General features: G+C 72.5%; 22 protein-coding genes. 10 read left to right on the top strand and 12 right to left on the bottom strand.

Annotation, left to right across the window (positions count from 1 at the left end):
• The 5 genes from ACIQU3_RS05670 to ACIQU3_RS05650 all read right to left on the bottom strand — a co-directional run bounded on the left by ACIQU3_RS05670 (position 1) and on the right by ACIQU3_RS05650 (position 5112).
• The gene (locus ACIQU3_RS05670) at positions 1–528 is read right to left on the bottom strand and encodes an NUDIX hydrolase family protein (RefSeq protein ID WP_033308005.1); all 528 of its coding nucleotides are present in this window, start codon (positions 526–528) and stop codon (positions 1–3) included.
• 85 nt (positions 529–613) lie between these two features.
• A complete protein-coding gene (locus tag ACIQU3_RS05665; protein ID WP_403727254.1) occupies positions 614–1753 on the bottom strand; it encodes an amidohydrolase family protein in 1140 nt (379 codons plus the stop codon).
• Position 1754: 1 nt separating this feature from the next.
• Positions 1755–3158 carry a glutamine synthetase gene (locus ACIQU3_RS05660; RefSeq protein ID WP_403727256.1) on the bottom strand — a complete coding sequence of 468 codons (1404 nt, stop codon included), beginning with the start codon at positions 3156–3158 and terminating at the stop codon, positions 1755–1757.
• Between the two features lie 96 nt (positions 3159–3254).
• Entirely contained in the window at positions 3255–4067 is an 813-nt protein-coding gene (locus tag ACIQU3_RS05655; RefSeq protein WP_403727258.1) for an SAM-dependent methyltransferase, read from the bottom strand.
• 229 nt (positions 4068–4296) lie between these two features.
• Positions 4297–5112 (bottom strand): hypothetical protein, encoded by an 816-nt coding sequence (locus tag ACIQU3_RS05650; protein ID WP_403727260.1) that lies wholly within the window; start codon positions 5110–5112, stop codon positions 4297–4299.
• A 219-nt stretch (positions 5113–5331) separates the two neighbouring features.
• Here ACIQU3_RS05650 and ACIQU3_RS05645 point away from each other — a divergent pair, with 219 nt between their 5' ends.
• From ACIQU3_RS05645 to ACIQU3_RS05615, 7 genes are read left to right on the top strand one after another with little or no spacing between them, the layout of a single operon-like run.
• On the top strand, positions 5332–6042 hold the full coding sequence (locus ACIQU3_RS05645) for a helix-turn-helix domain-containing protein (protein ID WP_403727263.1): 711 nt from the start codon (positions 5332–5334) through the stop codon (positions 6040–6042).
• Between the two features lie 52 nt (positions 6043–6094).
• The gene (locus ACIQU3_RS05640) at positions 6095–7588 is read left to right on the top strand and encodes a M24 family metallopeptidase (RefSeq protein ID WP_403727266.1); all 1494 of its coding nucleotides are present in this window, start codon (positions 6095–6097) and stop codon (positions 7586–7588) included.
• Positions 7588–8565, top strand: a complete 978-nt coding sequence (locus ACIQU3_RS05635) for a thiamine pyrophosphate-dependent dehydrogenase E1 component subunit alpha (protein ID WP_403727268.1) — start codon at positions 7588–7590, stop codon at positions 8563–8565. The genes ACIQU3_RS05640 and ACIQU3_RS05635 overlap by 1 nt, the downstream gene beginning before the upstream one ends.
• A complete protein-coding gene (locus ACIQU3_RS05630; RefSeq protein WP_403727270.1) occupies positions 8553–9533 on the top strand; it encodes an alpha-ketoacid dehydrogenase subunit beta in 981 nt (326 codons plus the stop codon). The genes ACIQU3_RS05635 and ACIQU3_RS05630 overlap by 13 nt, the downstream gene beginning before the upstream one ends.
• A gap of 42 nt (positions 9534–9575) precedes the next feature.
• Positions 9576–10937: an amidohydrolase family protein gene (locus ACIQU3_RS05625; protein WP_403923455.1), complete on the top strand. Its 1362-nt coding sequence runs from the start codon at positions 9576–9578 to the stop codon at positions 10935–10937.
• Positions 10934–11812: a cupin domain-containing protein gene (locus tag ACIQU3_RS05620; RefSeq protein WP_403727274.1), complete on the top strand. Its 879-nt coding sequence runs from the start codon at positions 10934–10936 to the stop codon at positions 11810–11812. Before ACIQU3_RS05625 ends, ACIQU3_RS05620 begins: the two co-directional genes overlap by 4 nt.
• On the top strand, positions 11809–12498 hold the full coding sequence (locus ACIQU3_RS05615; protein ID WP_403727277.1) for an SDR family oxidoreductase: 690 nt from the start codon (positions 11809–11811) through the stop codon (positions 12496–12498). The genes ACIQU3_RS05620 and ACIQU3_RS05615 overlap by 4 nt, the downstream gene beginning before the upstream one ends.
• Positions 12499–12712: 214 nt before the next feature.
• Here the strand turns inward: ACIQU3_RS05615 and ACIQU3_RS05610 are convergent, their stop codons facing one another.
• From ACIQU3_RS05610 to ACIQU3_RS05595, 4 genes are read right to left on the bottom strand one after another with little or no spacing between them, the layout of a single operon-like run.
• Positions 12713–13360, bottom strand: a complete 648-nt coding sequence (locus ACIQU3_RS05610; protein ID WP_403727279.1) for an endonuclease — start codon at positions 13358–13360, stop codon at positions 12713–12715.
• Between the two features lie 3 nt (positions 13361–13363).
• Positions 13364–13708: a DUF3140 domain-containing protein gene (locus ACIQU3_RS05605; RefSeq protein WP_403727281.1), complete on the bottom strand. Its 345-nt coding sequence runs from the start codon at positions 13706–13708 to the stop codon at positions 13364–13366.
• 53 nt (positions 13709–13761) lie between these two features.
• Entirely contained in the window at positions 13762–14238 is a 477-nt protein-coding gene (locus ACIQU3_RS05600; protein ID WP_403727283.1) for a Dps family protein, read from the bottom strand.
• Positions 14235–14492 carry a WhiB family transcriptional regulator gene (locus ACIQU3_RS05595; RefSeq protein WP_403727285.1) on the bottom strand — a complete coding sequence of 86 codons (258 nt, stop codon included), beginning with the start codon at positions 14490–14492 and terminating at the stop codon, positions 14235–14237. The genes ACIQU3_RS05600 and ACIQU3_RS05595 overlap by 4 nt, the downstream gene beginning before the upstream one ends.
• A gap of 182 nt (positions 14493–14674) precedes the next feature.
• On the opposite strand from ACIQU3_RS05595, the gene ACIQU3_RS05590 reads away from it, so the two are divergent.
• A complete protein-coding gene (locus ACIQU3_RS05590; RefSeq protein ID WP_403727287.1) occupies positions 14675–15862 on the top strand; it encodes a thiolase family protein in 1188 nt (395 codons plus the stop codon).
• 175 nt (positions 15863–16037) lie between these two features.
• On the top strand, positions 16038–16811 hold the full coding sequence (locus ACIQU3_RS05585; RefSeq protein ID WP_403727289.1) for a sulfite exporter TauE/SafE family protein: 774 nt from the start codon (positions 16038–16040) through the stop codon (positions 16809–16811).
• On the opposite strand, the gene ACIQU3_RS05580 is transcribed toward ACIQU3_RS05585, so the two are convergent.
• On the bottom strand, positions 16797–17597 hold the full coding sequence (locus ACIQU3_RS05580; RefSeq protein ID WP_403727291.1) for an HAD-IIA family hydrolase: 801 nt from the start codon (positions 17595–17597) through the stop codon (positions 16797–16799). The genes ACIQU3_RS05585 and ACIQU3_RS05580 overlap by 15 nt on opposite strands.
• 255 nt (positions 17598–17852) lie before the next feature.
• Between ACIQU3_RS05580 and ACIQU3_RS05575 the strand changes: the two genes are divergently transcribed.
• The gene (locus ACIQU3_RS05575) at positions 17853–18593 is read left to right on the top strand and encodes a cobalt-precorrin-6A reductase (protein ID WP_403727293.1); all 741 of its coding nucleotides are present in this window, start codon (positions 17853–17855) and stop codon (positions 18591–18593) included.
• 5 nt (positions 18594–18598) lie between these two features.
• Here the strand turns inward: ACIQU3_RS05575 and ACIQU3_RS05570 are convergent, their stop codons facing one another.
• Together ACIQU3_RS05570 and cobF are read right to left on the bottom strand one after the other, a co-directional pair.
• On the bottom strand, positions 18599–20674 hold the full coding sequence (locus tag ACIQU3_RS05570) for an MDR family MFS transporter (RefSeq protein ID WP_403923453.1): 2076 nt from the start codon (positions 20672–20674) through the stop codon (positions 18599–18601).
• 81 nt (positions 20675–20755) lie between these two features.
• Positions 20756–21526 carry a precorrin-6A synthase (deacetylating) gene (gene cobF / locus ACIQU3_RS05565; protein ID WP_403923451.1) on the bottom strand — a complete coding sequence of 257 codons (771 nt, stop codon included), beginning with the start codon at positions 21524–21526 and terminating at the stop codon, positions 20756–20758.
• Between the last annotated feature and the right edge of the window lie 61 nt (positions 21527–21587).

Genomic DNA, 21587 nt, shown 5'->3' with positions numbered 1-21587 from the left:
TCAGATCACGCAGCCCGCATGGGCCAGCGCCTGCTTCAGGAGCACCCCGTGCCCGCCCGGCATCTCGCTCTGCACCGCCTCCGAGACGGCCTCCTGCGGGCTGAACCACACCAGGTCGAGCGCGTCCTGCCGGGGCCGGCAGTCACCCGTCACCGGCACGATGTAGGCGAGGGACACCGCGTGCTGACGCGGATCGTGGTACGGCGTGATGCCCTGCGTCGGGAAGTACTCCGCGACCGTGAACGGCTGGAGCGACGCCGGGACGCGGGGCAGCGCGACCGGGCCGAGATCCTTCTCCAGGTGGCGCAGGAGGGCGTCGCGTACGCGTTCGTGGTGCAGCACGCGGCCGGAGACCAGCGTCCGGCTGACCGTACCGTCCGGTCCGATGCGCAGCAGCAGGCCGACACTGGTGACTTCGCCGCTGTCGTCGACGCGCACCGGGACGGCCTCGACGTACAGGATCGGCATGCGGGCCCGCGTCATCTCCAGTTCGTCGGAGGACAGCCAGCCGGGCGTGGTTTCGGTCATGTCAGACATCGCTTGATCATACTTTCAGCCGTTCGGACTTCCTGGGTAGCCGCTTCAGGAGAACTGTGACCGGCCCCACCCCTGTTCAATCGCCCTCCGGCCGTTCGTTCCGCAACCGGTAGACCCGAAGGGCGTTGTCCCGTCCGGCCCATCGCGCGAACCGCAGCGCGTCCGGCAGGGCCAGTTCGTCGGCGTCCACCCGCTCCTGGAGCAGCTCCGCCAGACCCTGCCGGAAGGCGAGAGCCCCGAGGTGGTGGAACTCCGGCACACCGTAGGCGTCGGAGCTGTACAGCAGTTTGCGGAACGGTGTGATCTCCAGGGCCTCCGCGAGGACCGCACCGGCCCGGGCGGGGCCGACGTAGTGGAGGGTGAGGCCGACGTCGAGGTACACCTGCTCGAAGACCGCCGCCAGGTAGGCGGCCTGCCGCTGGTAGGGCCAGCAGTGCAGGAGCAGCACGGGGATCGTCCCGGCGGTGAGGTGCAGCCAGTCCGTGAGGTGGGTGGGGTCGACGCGGTGCAGCCGGATGTCGTTGTCCCCGAACCCGGTGTGCAGTTGCAGTGGCAGACCGAGGTCGACGGCGGTCCACAGCAGGTGTCGCATGAGGACCGGGTCGTCGAGACGGCCCCCTCTGCCGAGCCAGGCCCGGGCCGCCTCGGTGACCTGCGCGTCCGAGGGGCGGGCCGGGTCCACGTCGAAACCGGTGCGGTAGGCCGCCACCGACTTCACGGCCACCACGCCGGGACGTCGCACGGCGTCCAGGGCGGCCGCGTGGAACGTCCGCGCGTACGCGTCCGGTTCCACTCCCGCGGCCCGCACCGATTCCGCTACGCCCTCCAGCCGTACGACCTCGTACGCCGTTGCGTTCGCGGCTCCGGCGATGTCCCGCGGCGTGGTGATGCGGTCGGGGGCGTAGCCGGTGTCGACGCAGAAGACGTCCGTGCCCGTCGCGCGCAGGAAGCGGCGCTGCACCTCGCGCCAGCCCAGTTCCGAGCGGCGGGCGAGGTACTCCCCGGGGGCCGCGTGCCGGGGGAGGTCCAGCAGGGGAGCGCAGTGGCGGCGCACGGCCACACCGACGGGGCTGTCGAAGGGCGAGACGCCCGGCCACGCCTCGCCCTCGGTGAGGAGGGACTCGAAGGCGCTCCGGCCGAGGTCGGCCGTGACGGTGCCGTGGCAGTGGTGGTCGACCAGACGCACGGAGTCGAGCGCCTCGCGGACCGCGCCCACGTCAGTACTTCCAGCGGTACGCCGCCGCCACCCGGTCGTCGTCGAGACCTGCGACGGACGCCGCTTCCCCGAGGCGGACGGCGATCACCGCGTCGGCCAGTACCGGGCCGAGGGCCGCGCGCAGGGCGGCGTCCGCGCGGAACTCCTCGACGGCCCCCTCCAGTGAGCCCGGCAGGCGCCGCACGCCCCGGGCCGCCGCTTCCGCCTCGCCCAGGTGGGCCGGGTCCCCGGTGGTCTCGTCGGGCAGCGCGGCGGACGAGGCCAGGCCGTCCAGGCCGGCGACGATCAGGGAACCGATCGCGAGGTAGGGGTTGGCGGCCAGGTCGACGGGCTTGATCTCCAGGTTGGCGGCCCGGTCGCGCAGGCCCGCGGTGCCGGTGACGACACGCAGCGCGGTCTCCCGGGTCTCGCGGCCCCAGGCGGTGAACACCCCGGCCCACTGGGAGGGCCTGAGCCGCAGGTGGCTGGCGGGGCTCGGGGCGGTGACGGCCGTGAGGGCGGGCAGGTGGCCGAGGACGCCGGCCGTGAACGACTCCGCTTCCGCCGTCATGCCGTACCGGCCGGCGCCCCCGGAGTGCAGATTCACACCGTCGCGCCAGGCGGACAGGTGGACGTGGCCGCCGTTCCCGACGCCCCGGCCCGCCACGGCGGGGGCGAAGGAGACCCGCAGCCCGTGCCGCCCGGCCACCGCACGGACGGTCTGGCGGACCAGCACGCTGCGGTCGGCCGCCGCCACCGGATCGGTGGCACCCACCGAGATCTCGAACTGCCCGGCCGCGTACTCGGGGTGGACCTGCTCGACGTCGATGCCCTGCGCCGCGCACGCCGCCAGCAGCTCGGCGGTGTAGTCGCCGAGCTCGACCTGCCGGATCGCCCCGTACGCCGGTCCGGTCGTCGCCGGCACGAACGCGTCGCCGGGAGCGTCGCCGCGGGCCACGGTCCACTCGACCTCGATGGCCGCCTTGAAGGTGAGGCCGTGCCGCTCGGCCGCCTCGGTGACGATCCGTCGCAGGAACGTGCGGGTGCAGCCCGGGTGCCGCTCACCGTCCTGGGTGATGCGGTCCACCGGTGCCCAGGCCCAGCCGGGCTGCCCGGCCAGGACGACGAGCTCGTCGAGGTCCGGGTAGAGGCGCAGATCGCCGTCGGGGGAGCCCAGGACGTCGGTGGTGACGACGGAGTCGTCCGCCAGGAACGTGTCGAACACCGGTGACATGCCGACGCCCCAGGCCGCCGAGGAGGACAGCCGGGCCGTCGGGACGGTCTTCACCCGGCCGATGCCCGCGGTGTCGACATAGGCCAGCACGACACCGTGCACACCCCGCCCCGCGAGCTCGCCGCTCAGCGCGGTGGCCCGCTCGACGTCGCCGGGACGGCCGCCGGGCACGGGATCGGCCAGGGTGGTCATACGTCCTCCGCGGTTCTCCGGACTTCTGCGGCGAGGCCGGCCGGTGCGGCGCCCGTCTGGGTTTCACGGCCACCGCGCCGTACGGTGCGGCGCCCCTCAGGGTTTCACGGCCACCGCGCCGTACTGCGGTACCAGCACGGCCGAGCCGGGCGCGGCACGCCACTGCCCGCACGACACCATGCCCGGTTCGAGCACCTCCAGACCCTCGAGGAACGCGGAGATGTCCGAGCCGCTGCGGGCCGTGATCGGGGGAGTGGCGTTCTCGTTCCAGAACTTCATGGCCGGGATCTGGCCCGCGCCGCCGAGCTCGTCGTCGAACGTCGGGTGGGTGAGGACCAGGAAACTGCCGGACGGCACCGCGGCCATCACCCGGCGCACGATGTCCCGGGCCTTCTCGACGTCCAGGACGAAGTTGAGGATGCCCAGCATCATCACGGCGACGGGCTTCGTGAAGTCGAGGGTCCGCCGGGCCCGTTCGAGGATGGCGTCCGGGTCGTGCACATCGGCGTCGACGTAGGCGGTGACGCCGTCGTGGGTGCCGGTGAGCAGCGTACGGGCGTGCACCAGCACGATCGGGTCGTTGTCGACGTAGACGATGCGCGAGTCGGGCGCGAGCCGCTGGGCGATCTCGTGGGTGTTGTCCGCCGTCGGCAGCCCTGTGCCGATGTCGAGGAACTGCCGTACCCCCCGCTCGCCGGCGAGGAAGGACACAGCCCGGCCGAGGAAGTCCCGGTCGGCCCGGGCGATGTCCCGGATGATCGGGAACATGCCGGCGACGTGCTCGCCGACCTGCTGGTCGACCTCGTAGTTGTCCTTGCCGCCGATCCAGTAGTTCCACACGCGCGCGTTGTGCGCCACACCGGTGTTCAGCCTCGCCGACCCGCCCGAAGGGGTGTGGCCATCACTCACGACTCGTCCTCTCCTCGCACGCACGACCGAAGCCGGTCATCGCCGCCATTGTGCCGCTCCGGTGATCACGCTGTCCCGGGAATCGGCGGAGCGGGAAAGGCGGTTGGCGCGGGAAAGGAGCCCCTCGACGTGCTGCCCGATCCAGGGCCTGTCGCTTGGATCATGCCGGCGTCGCGGGTCGGCCGGGAGGCGCAGTCACTCCCGGCCGACCTCATCCAGACGGCAAACCCTAGGTGGGGCTCGCGGCCGGCGACTTCCCCGCCAGGACGTCCTCGAGGCGGGGGGTGCCCTGCTGGACCGCCTGCTTCATGGAGTCGTCCTCGCCCCCTTCGAGCCCGCCCGCCGTGACGGTGATCGCGTCGTCTCCGACCCGTACGGCGGCGACGTTCAGGGTCAGCGTCGCGTCGTCGCCGTCCGCCGAGCCCTGCACTGTCACGCGCAGGCCCTGCCGGGCGTCGCCGACCTTGGGCAGCGAGGTCTCGATGACCTGGACGGTGCGCTTCTCCTTGCCGTCGGTCACGGTGAACTGGTCGCACTTCTCCGGCAGGGTCGCCATCCAGTTCAGGGAGTCCTGCAGATCGCTTCGGTCGTAGGAGGCGACCTGGTAGAGCAGGCGGGAGTCGCCCTCCTCGAAGCCGCGCAGCGCGGACGCGCCCGACGGCTTGCCCAGCAGATCGTCGTCGAACAGGGAGTCGAGGAGCCGCTGGCAGTCGGACGCCTGGGCCTTGGCGGTGAGGAAGTCGGAGACGTCGACGCTGCCGATGAGGAGGTTGTCGTGCCAGTTCTCCGCCTCCGAGTCCTTGACCTGCGTCCAGTCGCCCTCGATGTCCGCCTCGGTGATCAGAGCGGTGCGCGCGCCGTCCTCGGAGAGGGTGGCGGTGGGGGACGGGGTCTGCCGCTCGCCGGCGACCTGGGACGCGGTGACGCCGGAGACGTGTGAGCCCTCCGTGCCGCCGTCGTCCGAGCAGGCGGCGGCCGAGAGCAGCGTGCCCGCCGCCAGCGTGGAGGAGAGGACACGGACGAGCCTGGACGGACTTCGGGTCATCGGGAGTGCCTCCTGGAAGCGTGACGCGTGCCCCCAGCGCACCACCGCCGCCAGGGGCCCACCACCGGCGTCGGACCGTTCGGGTGAGCAACGCCGGGGCCCCGGGGGCCACCCGCAGGGCCCTGGCGCAGGGGTCGCACGCGCTGTTCAATGAAGCTGAACAGCATGCACCGTGAAGCCGGACGGCCCGCGCCGTCCGTCCGAGCAGAGGAGCCGCCCGTGTCCCCCGCGGTGGTACCGCCCGTCGGCGCGCGCATCCGGCAGGCGCGCCTGGAGCGCGGTACGAGCCTGCGCGCGCTGGCCCGGGAGATCGGTGTGTCGGCGAGCCTCGTGTCACAGATCGAGACGGGCAAGAGCCAGCCGTCGGTCAGCACGCTGTACGCGATCACCACGGCCCTGGGGATCTCCGTCGAGTCTCTCTTCGGCGCCCGTGAGGGGGCCGCGCCGGTCCCGCCCGCCGCGATCCGGCCCGCCCTCCCGCACGCCGCGTCCGCCGCCGCGGCCCCCTCCACCGCGTCCCCTCCCACCGCGTCCCCCGCCGCCGTGCCGCTCGCCCTCGCCGCCTTCGCAGCCGAGCCGGGGCGGCGGATCGGGCCGCTGGTCGCCGCAGGCGGGCGCGAGACGCTGGAGCTGGACTCGGGGGTCGTGTGGGAGCGGCTCGGGCGGGCCCCCGGTGCTGAGGCCGACTTCCTGCTCGTGACCTACCGCCCCGGCGGCTCGTCCTCGGCCTCCGGGGCGCTGATGCGGCACCCCGGGACCGAGTACGGCTATCTGACCTCCGGCGAGCTGATCCTCACCCTCGCATTCGAGGAGTACACGCTGCGGCCGGGCGATTCCGTCTGCTTCGAGTCGACGACACCCCACCGTTACCGCAACGATGGAGAGGTACCGGCGGTGGGCGTCTGGTTCGTGTCCGGCGATGTTCAGTGACACTTGACACCCATCGCGCACGGGCGTTCACTCCGAAGTGGGGGTGGTCGCCATGGCGATCCGCACATATGGACCCAACGCCGTCGACTGGGAAGAGCGCATCGATTTGGACCGGCTGCGCGGGCAGCGGCTGGCCCGGCTGCACGAGTTTCTGAACCGCTCCTCCCTCGGCGCGGTGCTCAGCTTCGACTTCGCCAACATCCGCTACATGACGGCCACCCACATCGGCACCTGGGCGATGGACAAGCTGATCCGCTTCGCCCTGCTGGTGCGCGACGGCGAACCGGTCGTCTGGGACTTCGGCTCCGCCGCCCGCCACCACCAGCTCTACAACCCCTGGCTCGACTACAGCGACGGCAAGGGCGGCCCGCCCACCGGCGCCCGGGCCGGCATCTCCACCCTGCGCGGCGCCTTCCACCCGGACGCCGGGATCGCCGAGGACGTGGCGGCCAAGATCGCCGCCGAGCTGCGCGCCCACGGCCTGGCGGGTGAGCCGCTCGGCGTCGACGTCGCCGAGATGCCCGTCCTCACCGCGCTGCGCGCCGAGGGCATCGACGTGGTCGACGGGCAGCAGGTGTTCCTGGAGGCCCGCCGCATCAAGACCGGCGACGAGATCGCCCTGCTCACCCAGGCCTGCGCCATGGTCGACGCCGCCTACGAGGAGCTGTACGGCTACCTCCGCCCGGGAGTGCGCGAGAACGAGTGCGTCGGCGTGGTCAGCAAGGTCCTGTACGACCTCGGCAGCGAGTACGTCGAAGGCGTCAACGCCATTTCGGGCGAGCGCTGTTCGCCGCATCCGCACGTCTACAGCGACCGGTTGGTCCGCCCCGGCGACCCCGCCTTCTTCGACATCCTGCACAGCCACCTCGGCTACCGCACCTGCTACTACCGCACATTCGCCGTGGGCAGTGCCTCGCGGGCGCAGCAGGACGCGTACGTGCGCTGCCGGGCGTACATGGACGAGGCGATCGCCCTGGTCCGGCCGGGCGCCACCACCGCCGACGTCGTGCGGGTCTGGCCGCGCGCCGAGGAGTTCGGCTTCGCAGACGAGACCGCCGCGTTCGCCCTCCAGTACGGCCACGGCGTGGGTCTGTCGATCTGGGAGAAGCCGATCTTCAGCCGCCTGGTCTCCCTCGACCACCCCGAACTGCTCGAAGAGGGCATGGTGTTCGCCCTGGAGACGTACTGGCCGGCCGCAGACGGCTGGTCGGCCGCCCGGATCGAGGAGGAACTTGTCGTCACCGCCGACGGCTGCGAGGTCATCACCAAGTTCCCCGCCGAGGAACTGCTGGTGGCCGGGCGCAAGTACTGGACGGTGGGCGGCGAGCTGAACACCCGCCGCGAGGCGCAGTCCCACCTCAACACCGGGGCCACCGCACGGCCGGAGACCGGGGACCGCCCAGGGACAGGCACGCAGGACCGCGCGCAGGCGCACACCGGGGAGCGCGCACGGCCGCCCGCCGGGGACCGCGCACGGGCAGGCACCGGTGAGCGTGCACGCGCGCACAGCGCGGACCGCCCCCGGACCACCGGCGGGGACCACTGATGGACGCCCGCGGGCTCCTCGACCGGTACGAGCGGATGAACGTCATCCGCCGGACGGAGAAGGCCGCCCACGACCTGTTCCTGCGGGGCCTGGTGAAGGGCACCACGCACCTGGCCGCCGGGCAGGAGGCGATCGCCGTGGGCGCGAGCGCCGCCCTGCGCCCGGACGACTATGTGTTCGCCACCTACCGGGGCCACCACCACGCCCTCGCCAGGGGCGCCACCCCCGAGGAGTGCCTCGCCGAGCTGATGAGCCGCGCGAGCGGGCTGTGCCGCGCCAAGGGCGGCTCCATGCACCTGACGAAGGCGGCCACCGGCATGCTCGGCTCGTACGCCATCGTCGGCGCCCACCTCCCGATGGCGGTGGGCGCTGCCTGGTCCGCCCGGCTGCGGGGCACCGAGCAGCTCGCGGTCGCCTTCTTCGGCGACGGCGCCACCAACATCGGCGCCTTCCACGAGTCGCTCAACCTGGCAGCCGTCTGGAAGCTGCCGGTGCTGTTCGTGTGCGAGAACAACCTGTACATGGAGTACACGCCGATCGCCGACGTCACGGCCGTGCCCCGGCCGGCGGCCGACCGGGCCCCCGCCCACGGCATCCCGGGCGAGGTCGTCGACGGCAACGACGTCGTCGCGGTCGAGGAGGCGGTGGGGCGGCTCGCCCGGCGGGCCCGGGCCGGAGACGGGCCCGCCGTGCTGGAGGCCGAGACCTACCGCCACTTCGGGCACAGCCGTACCGACCCGGCGGCGTACCGTCCGGCGGAAGAGGTCGAACGCTGGCTGAAACACGACCCGTTGGACCTCGCGCGGGGGCGTCTGGCCGAGCTGGGCGTGGCGCAGGACACGGTCGCCGAGGCCGACGAGCGGGCCAGGGCCGCGGTGGAGCGGGCCGTGGAGGCGGCGAAGGCCGCGCCACCGCCCGACCAGGGTGAGGCACTGACCGACGTGTGGGCGGACGGGGGTGCCGCATGGCGGACGTGATCACCTACCGGGACGCGGTCGCCGAGGGTATCGCCCGGGAGATGCGGCGGGACGCGTCCGTGGTGTGCCTCGGGGAGGACATCGGCGCGGCCGGCGGCGTGTTCAAGACGACCACGGGGCTGTGGGAGGAGTTCGGGCCCGAGCGGGTGTGGGACACGCCCATCTCCGAACAGGCCATCGTGGGCGCGGCGATGGGCGCCGCCATGACCGGGATGCGGCCCGTCGCGGAGATCATGTTCTCCGACTTCCTGGCCTGCTGCTGGGACTACCTCGCCAACGAGATCCCCAAGGTGCGCTACATGACCGGCGGCCAGGTGACCGTGCCGCTCGTCGTGCGCACCGCCAACGGCGGCGGGCTCGGCTTCGGCGCGCAGCACTCCCAGGCCACCGAGAACTGGGCGCTGACCGTACCCGGGCTGAAGATCGCGGTGCCGTCGACGCCCGCCGACGTCGTCGGCCTGATGGCGGCGGCGATCCGCAGCGACGACCCGGTGGTCTTCTTCGAGCACAAGGGACTGTTCGCGGCCAAGGGCCCGCCGCCCCCGCCCGGTCACGTCGTCGAACTGGGCCGGGCCACGGTCGTCCGCGAGGGCGGCGACGTCACGCTCGTCGCGCTGGCGTCGATGGTCCCCCTGGCCCTGAAGGCCGCCGAGATCCTCACCGGGGAGGGTGTCGAGGCCGAGGTGGTCGACCTGCGCTGCCTGGTCCCGCTGGACGTGGCGACCGTTCTCGCCTCGCTGCGCAAGACCTCGCGGCTCGTCACCGTCGAGGAGAACCCGTACCAGGGCGGCTGGGGTGCCACCGTCGTCTCGGTCGTCGCCGACGAGGGGTTCGGCCTCCTCGACGCCCCCGTGCGGCGGGTGACGGGGGAGTGCGTCCCGCTGCCGTTCGCCGACGCGCTGGAGGAACAGGTCATCCCGACCGTCGACAAGGTCGTCACGGAGGTCCGCCGACTCGCCGCCTACTGAGCCGCACACCCCGCCACCGCACACCCCATGGGAGGAAGCGCGATGACCACCAGGACACTGTTGCGCTCCGGTCACGTGATCTCGATGGACCCGGACATCGGAGACCTGCCCCAGGGGGACGTCCTCGTCGAGGACGGCAGGATCGCGGCCGTCGAACCCGAGATCAGCGCCGACGCCGAAGTCCTCGACATGAGCGGCCACATCGTGATCCCCGGCTTCGTCGACACCCACCGCCACACCTGGGAGGCGCCCATCCGGGGCGTGGCCCCCGACGCCACCCTCGACGACTACTTCGTCGACATCCTCGACACCTTCGCGCCCCTGTACACCCCGGAGGACGTCTACGCCGGCAACCTCGCGGGCGCGCTGGAGTGCCTCAACGCCGGCATCACCACGCTGGTCGACTGGTCGCACATCAACAACACCCCCGAGCACCCGGACGCGGCGGTCCAAGGACTTCGGGAATCCGGCATCCGGGCGCAGTACGCGTACGGCAGCGCCAACACCTCCCTCGCCGAGTACTGGTTCGAGAGCCGGATCGCGATCCCCGCGGACGACGTACGGCGGATCCGGTCGACGCACTTCGCGTCCGACGACGGCCTGCTGACCATGGGCCTGGCCACCCGTGGCCCGGGCTTCTGCGTCGACGAGGTCGTCACCGCCGAGTGGGCCATGGCGAGGGAGCTGGGTCTGCCGATCACCGTGCACGTGGCCATGGGGCGCCTCGCCGGCCGCTTCGGCATGGTCAGGCAGCTCCACGGCCTGGGACTGCTCGGCCCGGACACCACCTACGTCCACAGCTGCTACCTCAGCGAGGAGGAGTGGCGGATGGTCGCCGACAGCGGCGGCACGATATCGGTCGCGCCTCAGGTGGAGCTTCAGATGGGGCACGGCTGGCCGCCGGTGATGCAGGCCATCGAGCACGGTCTGCGCCCCGCCCTCAGCATCGACGTCGTCACCACCGTGCCCGGCGACATGTTCACCCAGATCCGCGCGGCCTTCGGCGCCGAACGCGCCCGCGTCAACGCCGACTGCTGGCAGGCCAACATGCCCGTGCCCAGCACCATGTTGACAGCACGTCAGATGTTGGAGATCGCCACCGTGAACGGTGCCCACGTCGCCGGCCTCGAGGACCGCACCGGCTCTCTGACCCCCGGCAAGCGCGCCGACGTCGTCGCGATCGACGCCACCGCCCCCAACGTCGCCCCCGTGCACGACGCGGCGGCCGCGGTGACCCTGTGCGCCGACGTCTCCAACGTGGACACCGTCCTCGTCGACGGTGTGATCCGCAAACGCGACGGCAGGCTCCTCGGCGACACCGCCCGGGCCCTGCGGCTCGTCGGCGAATCCCGCGACCGGCTCCTCGCGGCGAAGGAGGCCAAGGGGGCGAAGGCTCCGGCATGAGCAGTCATGTGGTGCGCCACGCCGCCGACCTGCCCGATGTGCCCCACGACGGCCGGGGCCACCGGCGGCGGACGCTGGTCGGTGAGGACGACGGCAGCGTCCACACCGGCTTCGGCCTGTGCGAACTGCGTCCCGACGGCCGGGTGCCCGCCCATGTGCACTCGTACGAGGAGACCTTCTTCGTCCTCGACGGGGCCGTGATCCTGGACCTGCCCGACGGCTCGTACCTGCTGAGGGACGGCGACTACGGCCTGCTGCCGACCGGCGTCCCGCACGCCTGGCGCGGGGCCGGGAGCGGCGGCCGCTGGGCGGACATGCTGGCCCCGGTGCCGCGCGCCCGCTACGGACACGACACCCAGTCCGTGCCCGACCTGCCCGAGCGCGAGCCGGCCCGGATCGACGTCCGCGACCCGCGCACCCGCGTCTTCGGCCACTTCGAGCCCGCCCAGATGGACCCCGGCAAACAGTCCCAGGACCTGCTGGCCGTCACGGCGAGCATGCGGACCGCACTGCTGGTCTACAGCGGGATCACGGTGAAGATGATGATCGACGGCGACCTGGGCGCGGTCGCCTCGACGATGTTCATGGTGCAGTACGCGTCCGACGGGATCATCGGCACCCACGACCACCCCTTCGAGGAGACGTATCTGATCCTGGAGGGCGTCGCGGAGGCCACCCTCGACGGTGAGCGGTACCGGCTGGAACCCGGCGACGTGGCCTGGGCCGGCGCCGGGTGCGTACACGGGTTCGTCAACGCCGGGCGCGGACCGCTGCGCTGGCTGGAGACCCAGGCGCCGCAACCGCCGTCGCGGCACTCGTACCGGTTCACACGGGACTGGGACTACCTGCGCTCGGCACTGGAGGAACAGTCATGAGCAGTGTGCTCGTCGTCGGCGGAACGTCCGGGATCGGGCTCGCATTCGCCCGCACGCGCGCCGAGCGCGGGGACGACGTGGTTCTCACCAGCCGCGACGCCCAGCGGGCCGAAGCGGTCGCCAAGGAGTTCGGCGCACGCGGACTCGCGCTCGACCTGGTCCGGCCGCTGGAGATCGCGGCGGCCCTGGCCGGTGTGGGGCGCGTCGACCATCTGGTGATCGCGGGGGTGTCCCGGGACGACAACAAGGTGACCGAGTACGACATCGACGCCGCGTTGCGCCTGGTCACCCTCAAACTCGTCGGATACACGGAGGTCGTGCACACGCTGCGCGGCCGCCTGCACGACGGCAGCGCCATCGTGCTGTTCGGTGGCCAGGCCAAGGAGCGTCCCTACCCCGGCGCGACGACGGTGGCGACGGTCAACGCGGGGGTGCGGGGCCTGATGAACTCCCTCGCCGTCGAGCTGGCCCCCGTCCGGGTCAACGCCGTGCATCCCGGTGTCGTGGGCGACAGCCCGTACTGGCAGGCCAAACCGGAGAAAGTGCTCGCCACTCTGCGCACCGAGACACCCACGGGGCGGCTCGCCTCGATGGCCGACGTGGTGGACGCGGTGGACTTCCTGCTGCGCAACCGATCGGTCAACGCGGTCGAACTGAGCGTGGACGGGGGCTGGTTGCTCGGGTGAGCCCGCCCGCCCCGACGGACCGGGCCGAAGCGCCCCGGCGTGACGGACCCGGGACGGACTCATCTGAGGTGCCGTGACGGGACGGACCGGGACCGGCTCGGCTGAAGCGCCCGGGTGCAACGCCCCGGACGGGCTCGGCTGAAGTGGCTGGGTGCAACGACCGGGACGGACACGGGGCGCCTTGTACGGGACCGCAGCGGGTGACGGACGGCTGTCACCCGGCGCGCCGCAGCGTGTCCCGCGCGACCTCCTTCTCCACCGCCGCCCGCACCAGGGCTGCGGCGAAGATGGCCGGGTCGGTGTCCCCGGCCAGTTCGGCGAGGCGCTCCGGGTCCGTGGGAAGGTTCAGCCGCTCGGCGCCCTGGAGGGCCTTGGCGTCCAGGTAGGGGGCCGCCTCCGGCCACACACCCTGCGCCTCGCGCAGGAAGATGCCGGCGCCCGCGGGTCCCATGCCCGGGAACTCCTGGAGCAGCCGCTGCAGTTCGGGCACCTTGCCGTCCGCCTCCCGGCGCAGCCGCCGCAGGTCGCTGCCCCACCGCTCGTCGAGGAGCCGGGCACCGTCGCCGAGCTGGGTGGCGGTGCGTTCGTCGTAGCGCCGGTAGCCGCCCCGGCCCAGCGCGTCGACCCGCTCCTGCCAGGAGGCCCGCGCCATGCGCCGCGGATCGCGCAGCCCCGCCTCGTACAGGGCGCGGGCGGTCGCCAGCGCGACGGAACCGCGGATGCGGGCACTGAGCAGATGTGACAGCACCAGCAGCCGATACAGCGGCTGCGGCGTGTCCTTCAGCCCGATGCCCGCCTCCTCGGCGTACGTCCGGCCGTGCGCGCCGAGGAGTTCCCGGACGACGCGCTGCCGGCGGTCCACGGCCTACCCCTTCAGCGGATCATGCCCGACGGTCATCAGCCGGTGCCTACGACGGGTGTCCTCGGCCGTCACCTCCGGCTCGGGCTCGTTCTCGAGGTCCACCTGGTCGGTGACCGTGTCGACGACCTTCCGCATCACGCGCAGGTCGTCCTCGGTCAGGTCGGTGCGCCGCTTCTGCAGGATGGCCAGCACATGCTGTCCGGTGGCCGGACCCGCCTGGTCCGGCAGCGGCTCGGTGGACTCGTCGGCGTCACGGACCCGCAGCCAGGCCGCGAGTTCCTGCGAGGTCATGTTCACCACGCGGTGGAAGTCCTCCCACAGCGCGTCCATTTCGAGGGCGTCGGTCATCGCCTGCCCCTTCCGTACGCTCGTCGGATGCTCTGCGCCGTCGCCTCCGCCGGTCAGCGGGGGAAGTTCTCGGCGTCGAACATCCACCGCTGCTTCTCCAGCTCCGCGGTGATGCCGATCAGCAGGTCCTGGGTGACCGGGTCGGCCTTCTCGGTCGCGTCGATGCGCTCGCGCAGCCGGGCGACCGCGTTCTGCAGCGCCTCCACCATCACCCGCACGGCGTCGGAGTCGCGCACCCAGCCCTCCTGCGGGCCGGGCAGCGTGAAGTCCTTGGCGACGGTCTCCGGCCGGCCGTCCGGCGGGACGCCCAGCGCCGCGGACCGCTCCGCGACCGTGTCCGCGAAGTCCCGTGCCGCCGTGACCACGTCGTCGAGCTGGAGGTGGATGGACCGGAACCGCGGTCCGACGACGTTCCAGTGCGCCTGCTTCCCGACCAGCGAGAGCCCGAGCAGATCCACCAAGGTGTCCTGCAGTGCCTCGCAGGCGACCTTGCGGGCGTCGTCGGGCAGGGTGCTCCTCACAGTCGTCATAGGGCGCTTCTCCTTCTCACGTCGTTCTTCGTCGTCCGGAGCAGTGCGTCGCGCTCCTCCTCGCCGGTGCCGCCCCACACGCCCGCGGCCTGACCGCTGCTCAGCGCGAAGCTCAGGCACTGATCGGTGACGGGGCAGCGCGCACAGACCCGCTTCGCGGCGCTCACGTCACGCAGGGCGGGGCCGGCGGTGCCGACGGGAAAGAACAGCTCGGGGTCCTCGTCCACGCAGGCGGCGCTCCGCAACCACTCCATGGACGCGCGGGTGCCCCGGACGCTTCGGTGCAAACGCGACGCATGAGCCACGTCGGACCTGCGATACGACTGCCCGGAACCCCTGGAGGCGCAGAATCTTCACAGGGGGCGGCCGAGGGTCTATAGTCCGAAACTAGCAGTGCTAATTAATGCGCGTTGATGCGCGGCGTGAGGAGCCTTCCGTGCGTTCCGTCCACTTCGCGGCAGCCCGCCGCACCCCCATCGGCAAGCTGCGGGGATCCCTCTCCTCGGTACGGCCCGACGACCTCGCGGCGACCGTGGTCCGAGCCCTGGTCACGGGCGTGCCCGCGCTGGATCCGGCCCGGATCGACGACGTCTACTGGGGCGCCGCCAACCAGGCCGGCGAGGACAACCGCAACGTCGCCCGCATGGCCGCGCTGCTCGCAGGCCTCCCCGACTCCGTGCCCGGCGCCACCGTCAACCGCCTGTGCGCGTCGGGCCTGGAGGCCGTCACCACGGCGGCCCGCACCATCGCCGCCGGCGAGGCCGACGTCGTGATCGCGGGCGGCTCCGAGTCGATGAGCCGCGCCCCCTTCGTACTGCCCCGGCCCGACGAGGCCCTGCCGCACCGCATGGAGACCGCCGACACCCGCCTCGGCTGGCGCCTGGTCAACCCGGCGATGCGCGAACTGCACGGCCTGCTCGCCATGGGCGAGACGGCCGAGGAGGTCGCCGCGCGGTACGGCGTCTCGCGCGAGCGCCAGGACGACTTCGCCCTGCGCAGCCACCAGCGAGCCGCCCTGGCCCGCAAGAACGGCCACTTCGACGACGAACTCCTCCCCGTGGAACGCCCCGACGGCGTGGTCGTCGACACCGACGAATGCGTCCGCGAGGACACCTCGTTCGAGAAGCTGTCCCGGCTGAAGCCGGTGTTCCGCGAGGGCGGCACGGTCACCGCGGGCAACGCCTCGCCGATGAACGACGGCGCCGCCGGCCTCCTCCTGGTCAGCGAGGAGGCTCTGAACGAGCTGGGCCTGGAATCCCTGGGCCGCTACGTCGGCGGAGCCTCCGCCGGTGTCCACCCCGACGTCATGGGCATCGGCCCGGTTCCCGCCACCCGCAAGGTGCTGAACCGCGCCGGCTGGGACGTCGACGACCTGGAGGAGGCCGAGTTCAACGAGGCCTTCGCCGCCCAGGCCCTGGCCTGCGTGGACCAGCTCGGCATCGACCCCGAACTGGTCAACCCCAGCGGCGGCGCCATCGCGCTGGGCCACCCCCTGGGCTGCTCCGGCGCCCGCATCCTGACGACACTGCTCCACCGCATGCGGCGAACGGGCGCCGGGCGGGGGCTCGCCACGATGTGCGTCGGGGTGGGCCAGGGAAGCGCGCTCCTCGTCGAACGGCCCTAGCGGCAGGCGAACGCTCCCCACGGCAGGCGAACGCTTCTCGCGGCCGTCACACGCTCCTGGCGGCCGTCGCACGCTCCTCGCGGCGGTCGCACGTCCCCGGCGGGCCCGGGCCCGGCCCACCAGGCGAGACAGCGCTTACGGGCTCGTGTTCGTTGCACATAGCATCAGTGTTCGCATGAACACCATGACGCTCTGGCACATCACGGGCTGGGAATTCGCCGCCCTCGCCCTCGCGGCCCTGCTCGTCGGCTTCTCGAAGACCGCGGTGAGCGGGGCCAACACGGTCAGCCTCGCCATCTTCGCGGCGGTGCTGCCGGCCCGCGCCTCCACCGGCGTGCTGCTGCCCGTCCTGATCGCCGGCGACCTCCTGGCCGTCGCCACCTACCGGCGGCACGCCCACTGGCCCACACTGTGGCGGCTGTTCCCCGCGGTCGCGGCGGGCGTCGTCGTCGGCACGGTGTTCCTCCTCTGGGCCGACGACGCGATCGTACGGACCTCGATCGGCGCGATCCTGCTGCTGATGGCGGCCGTGACGGTGTGGCGTCGGCGCACCGCCGACCGGGAGGAGGAGCCGGAGTCGGTCACCACCCGGTCGGGCCGGCTCAAGGCCCGCTCCTACGGTGTTCTCGGCGGCTTCACCACCATGGTCGCCAACGCGGGCGGCCCCGTGATGTCGATGTACCTGCTCTCCGCGGGCTTCCGCAAGCTCGGCTTCCTCGGCACCTCGGCCTTCTTCTTCCTGATCGTCAACGTCTCCAAGCTGCCCTTCAGCGCGGGGCTCGGCCTGATCGACGGCCGCTCGCTCCTGCTCGACCTCGCGCTCGTGGCGTTCGTCGTGCCCGGCGCGCTGTTCGGCAAGTGGGCGGTGCACCGGATCAACCAGCGGTTGTTCGAGCAGCTCGTCATCGCGGCGACGGTCGTGGGCGGTCTGCAACTACTGCTGCGCTGACCCCCGCAGCAACGCCGGGAGGTCCGCGAAGGAGTCGATCACGTGGTCGGGAGTGCCGTCGGCGGCCCGCAGCGTCTCCTCCTGGAACTTCCCGGTCCGCACGAGCACCCCGGTGAGCCCGGCCCGCTGTGCCGCCAGCACATCGGACTCGACGTCGTCGCCGACCATCACCGCCTCGTCCGCGCCGACACCCAGCCGCGCGAGCGCCGAGTCGAAGAACGCCCGCGCGGGCTTGCCGGTGATCTCGGCCTCCACTCGCGCGGCCCGCTCCAGCCCCGCCAGGAACGCCCCGGAGTCCAGCCGCAGTCCCTCGGCCGTGCGCCAGTACAGGTTGCGGTGCATCGCCACCAGCCGGGCCCCGCGCTGCAGATGCCCGAAGGCGCGGTCGAGCGCCGCGTAGCCGAACTCGGGACCGGCCCCGCCGACCAGGACGACATCCGGCACGGTCTCCGTGTCGCCCGCCTCGACGATGCCGACCCCCTCGAGGTCCTCCGCGATGTCGCCGCTGTTCAGCAGCGCGCAGCGGGCGCCGGGACAGTGCTCGGCGAGGTGCGCGGCGGTGGCGGCGGGCGCGGTCAGGATGTCCTCGGCCGACACGGGGAACCCCGCCTTGGCCAGCGTCCCGGCGATCGACGCCCGGGTGCGGGAGGTGGTGTTGGTGACCAGCAGAACGCCGAACCCTGCCTCCCGGACCTCCCGCAACGCCGCGACGGCACCGGGCAGGGGCCGCCACGAGACGGTGAGCACCCCGTCGATGTCCACGAGCACGGCACGCACGGACTCCATGCGAGGACGATAGCCACCGCGCGCCGGGCGCGCCGCTCGAACCCGTCGCGCAGCCGTCGGCGGCAACCGCCGAGCCCGACCCATCACCACCCCGCTGCCGCTCCCCGCCGACACCTGCCCTGGCGCCTGTGCGGTACCTGCCCTGGCGCCCGTCGGCACCAGCCGCGGCGCCCGCCCCGGCGTTTCCCCGCCCCCGCCCCGCCCCACCGGCACCCGCCCCTGCCCCGCCGCAGCGGACCTCGTACGCTCGACGCCGTGTCCCCTCACGTCCTGATCCTCGGCGGCACCACCGAGGCCCGCGCCCTGGCCGCGGCACTGTCCACCCGTCGCGGCGTCCGCGTGACGACGTCCCTCGCCGGGCGCGTGACCAGGCCCGGGGCACTGGACGGGGACGTGCGCGTCGGGGGCTTCGGCGGGGCCCGGGGACTGGCCCGGTGGCTGCGGGAGGAAGGCGTGGACGCGCTCGTCGACGCCACGCACCCCTTCGCCGAGGCGATCACGGCCAACGCCGCCGACGCCGCGCGCGAGACCGGCGTACCGGCGGTGGTGCTGCGCCGCCCCGGGTGGCGGCCCGGCCCCGGGGACCACTGGCACCCGGTCCCGTCCCTGGACGCCGCCGCGGACCTGCTCCCGCGTCTCGGCCGCCGGGTGTTCCTCACCACCGGGCGTCTCGGCCTGGCCTCCTTCGCCCACCTGACGCGCCTCCGATTCGTCGTACGGTCGGTGGACCCCCCCGAGCCGCCGATGCCGCCCGACACCCGTGTGCTGCTCGCCCGCGGCCCGTTCACCGTCCCCGGCGAGACGGCCCTGCTGCGTGAGCACCGCGTCGACGTCCTGGTGACCAAGGACAGCGGGGGAGCGGCCACGGCGGCCAAACTGACAGCGGCCCGGGACCTCGGGCTGCCGGTGGTCGTCGTACGGCGGCCGTCCCTGCCGGACGGTGTGACGGCCGTACCCGATGTGGACGGCGTGCTGGAACGGCTGGCTCTCGGGTAGGGCGCTCACACCGAGCCGGCCGCGAGTGACCTCTCCCCGCTGCGCGGCAGCCCATGGCTCAGGTCCTCCACCAGGAGCCGTTTGGCGATGGCATCCACCGCCACGCGCAGATCGCTGTCCGAGGGACGTCCGATGTCCCGCCCCAGCCGGTCCTCAAGCCAGTCGGCCCAGGCCCGGGTGAGGACCGCGGCCTCGCGGGCGCCCGCCTCGGTGTGCGACAAGACGGAGCCGGCACGGGTCAGGAAGCCCTCCTCGACCATCCGCTCGAAGACCGGCAGCAGCACCTCCGGAGGCAGCCTGCGCCGCGCGGCGATCAGCCCCAGGCTCGCGTGGCCGACCATCCGCGTGAACAGCTCGACCTGCATCACCGCCCACGCTCCCGCGACGTCGAGCCGGGTGTCGGACTCCTGGACGATCCGGCGCGCGGTGTCCAGATCCGTACCGCCGATGATCTTGCCGACGGCGGCCTCCAGCACCCGCCGGGAGTCCGCACCGCTCGGCGAGCCGAACCCCTCGCCCATGTCGGTCGAGCCCGTCCGCGCGGTGTCGCGCAGCCGGACCTGCTTGAGGAACAGGGCGACCAGGAAACCCAGGGCGGCGACCGGCACCGTCCACAGGAACACGGTCTGGAGCGTGTCGGCGTAGGCGTCGACGATCGGGGCGGCCACGGCCGACGGCAGCTCGTGCACGCCTTCCGGGCTCGTCGCCGCCCGGCCGAGGGTGTCCGGGTCCACCTCACCGGTCCGGGCCGCCCGCGCCACACCGTCACGGAGGTTGGGCGCCAGCGCGTTGGTGTAGATCGTGCCGAACACGGCCGTGCCGAACGAACTGCCCAGCGTGCGGAAGAAGGTCACGCCGGAGGTCGCGGTGCCCAGGTCGGCGTAGTCGACGGTGTTCTGCACCGCGATCGTCAGCACCTGCATGCACAGGCCGATGCCGCTGCCCAGCACGAACATGTACAGCGACTCCAGCCACGAGCCGGTGTCCGGCCCCATGAGCGACATCAGGAACAGGCCGGCCGCCATCACCAGCGCGCCGACGATCGGGAAGATCCGGTACCGCCCGGTCCTACTGACCACGTTGCCGCTGAAGACCGACGCGATGAGCAGCCCCGCCACCAACGGCAGCGTCCGCACACCCGAGATCGTGGCCGAGTCGCCGTCGACGTATTGGAGATAGGTCGGCAGGTACGTCATCGCGCCGAGCATCGCGAAGCCGACGATGAAGCTCAGCACCGAGCAGACCGTGAACACCGGGTTGGCGAACAGCCGCATGGGCAGCATCGGTTCGCGCGCCCGGGTCTCCACCCGGCAGAACAGGGCGAGCGCCAGGACGCCGCCCACGAACAGCCCGATGATCACCCCCGAGCTCCACGCGTACTCGTTGCCGCCCCAACTCGTCGCCAGGATCAGGGCGCTGGCGCCGACCGCGACGAGCGCGATGCCCAGGTAGTCGATGACCGGCCGGGTCACCGACTTCACCACCGGAATGGTACGGGCCGCCGTCACGACGACCACGATCGCGATGGGCACGTTGACGTAGAACGCCCACCGCCACGTCAAATGGTCGGTGAACAGCCCGCCCAGCAGCGGCCCGATGACGGTGGCCACCCCGAACACCGCGCCGATCGCGCCCTGGTACTTGCCGCGCTCGCGCAGCGGGATCACATCGGCGATCAGCGCCATCGAGGTGACCATCAGCCCGCCCGCGCCGATGCCCTGCATCGCCCGCCAGGCGATCAGCAGCGACATGTTCGTCGCCAGACCGCACAGGAACGAACCCGTGATGAACACGACCGCCGAGACCTGGAAGACCGCCTTGCGGCCGAACAGGTCGCCGAACTTGCCGACCAGCACGGTCGCGACGGTCTCCGCGAGGAGGTACGACGTGACCACCCACGACATGTGGTCCGCCCCGCCCAGGTCCGACACGATGGTCGGCAGCGCCGTGCCGACGATGGTCTGGTCGAGGGCCGCGAGCAGCATCCCCAGCATGATCGTCACGAAGACGACGTTGCGGCGACGCGGGTCCAGCACCGGCGGCTGGGAGGCGGGCAGGGCGGTTTCCTCCACGACGGTCACGTCGTCACCTTCACACCTGTGGGCTACGTGCGCATGCCAGAACGTCCGCACGGGTGCCCGGTGATGGACCCGCCAGTCCCGTCAGTCGCGGGGGTGCCGTCGCAGCAGATACGTGTCCATGATCCAGCCCTTGCGCTCACGGGCCTCGGCCCGCAACCGCTCGATGCGGGGGGCGGCCTCGGCGATCGGGCCGGAGACGAGGATCTCGTCCGGGGTGCCGATGTAGGCGCCCCAGTAGATGTCGACGTCCTCCTGCGCGTACTGCCGGAAGGTCTGGTGGGCGTCGAGCATGACCACCACGTCGTCCACGCCCTCCGGGAAGCCCTCCGCCAGCCGCCGGCCGGTGGTGATCTGCACCGGCCGGGCGACGCGGTTGAGACCCGTGCGGTGCCGGGCGACGAGCGCCGAGACGCTGCTGATGCCGGGCACGACGTCGTATGCGAACTCCACGGCGCCCCGCTCCAGCACCTCCTCCAGGATCCCCAGCGTGCTGTCGTAGAGCGACGGGTCGCCCCACACCAGGAACGCGCCGGTCTGCTCCTCGTCGAGCTCCTCGGCGATCAGCCGCTCGTAGATGTCGGCGCGGGCGCTGCGCCAGTCCCCGACGGCGGGGGAGTAGGCCGACCCGCCGGCGCTCCGGTCCCGCTCTGGGTCACGCGCCTCGACGACGCGGTACGTCCCCTCGGGCACGTGCGCGTCGAGCATGTCCCGGCGGAGCCCGGTGAGGTCCGCCTTCACCTCGCCCTTCTCCAGGATGAAGAACACGTCCGTGCTCCGCAGCGCCCGGACCGCCTGGAGGGTGAGCTGGTCGGGGTCGCCCGCGCCGATACCGATGACATGAATCTTTCGCACGCCCCGAGTCTGCCGCACGGGGGTGAGGCCGCTTCCACCGCGGTCCTTCCACCGGTCCCGG

The organism is Streptomyces sp. NPDC101110 (assembly GCF_044759525.1).
GTDB lineage: Bacteria > Actinomycetota > Actinomycetes > Streptomycetales > Streptomycetaceae > Streptomyces.
Note: the sequence above shows the minus strand (reverse complement) of the source record. Positions and strands in the feature narration are given on the sequence as shown.

Excerpts from the sequence above, each read along its gene's own strand:
- ACIQU3_RS05625 (WP_403923455.1), top strand. The coding sequence starts at position 9,576 with ATGACCACCAGGACACTGTTGCGCTCCGGTCACGTGATCTCGATGGAC.
- ACIQU3_RS05605 (WP_403727281.1), bottom strand. The coding sequence starts at position 13,708 with ATGACCGACGCCCTCGAAATGGACGCGCTGTGGGAGGACTTCCACCGC.
- ACIQU3_RS05615 (WP_403727277.1), top strand. The coding sequence starts at position 11,809 with ATGAGCAGTGTGCTCGTCGTCGGCGGAACGTCCGGGATCGGGCTCGCA.
- ACIQU3_RS05640 (WP_403727266.1), top strand. The coding sequence starts at position 6,095 with ATGGCGATCCGCACATATGGACCCAACGCCGTCGACTGGGAAGAGCGC.
- ACIQU3_RS05630 (WP_403727270.1), top strand. The coding sequence starts at position 8,553 with ATGGCGGACGTGATCACCTACCGGGACGCGGTCGCCGAGGGTATCGCC.
- ACIQU3_RS05580 (WP_403727291.1), bottom strand. The coding sequence starts at position 17,597 with ATGGAGTCCGTGCGTGCCGTGCTCGTGGACATCGACGGGGTGCTCACC.
- ACIQU3_RS05635 (WP_403727268.1), top strand. The coding sequence starts at position 7,588 with ATGGACGCCCGCGGGCTCCTCGACCGGTACGAGCGGATGAACGTCATC.
- ACIQU3_RS05595 (WP_403727285.1), bottom strand. The coding sequence starts at position 14,492 with ATGGAGTGGTTGCGGAGCGCCGCCTGCGTGGACGAGGACCCCGAGCTG.
- ACIQU3_RS05585 (WP_403727289.1), top strand. The coding sequence starts at position 16,038 with ATGAACACCATGACGCTCTGGCACATCACGGGCTGGGAATTCGCCGCC.
- ACIQU3_RS05650 (WP_403727260.1), bottom strand. The coding sequence starts at position 5,112 with ATGACCCGAAGTCCGTCCAGGCTCGTCCGTGTCCTCTCCTCCACGCTG.
- ACIQU3_RS05670 (WP_033308005.1), bottom strand. The coding sequence starts at position 528 with ATGACCGAAACCACGCCCGGCTGGCTGTCCTCCGACGAACTGGAGATG.
- ACIQU3_RS05600 (WP_403727283.1), bottom strand. The coding sequence starts at position 14,238 with ATGACGACTGTGAGGAGCACCCTGCCCGACGACGCCCGCAAGGTCGCC.
- ACIQU3_RS05660 (WP_403727256.1), bottom strand. The coding sequence starts at position 3,158 with ATGACCACCCTGGCCGATCCCGTGCCCGGCGGCCGTCCCGGCGACGTC.
- ACIQU3_RS05620 (WP_403727274.1), top strand. The coding sequence starts at position 10,934 with ATGAGCAGTCATGTGGTGCGCCACGCCGCCGACCTGCCCGATGTGCCC.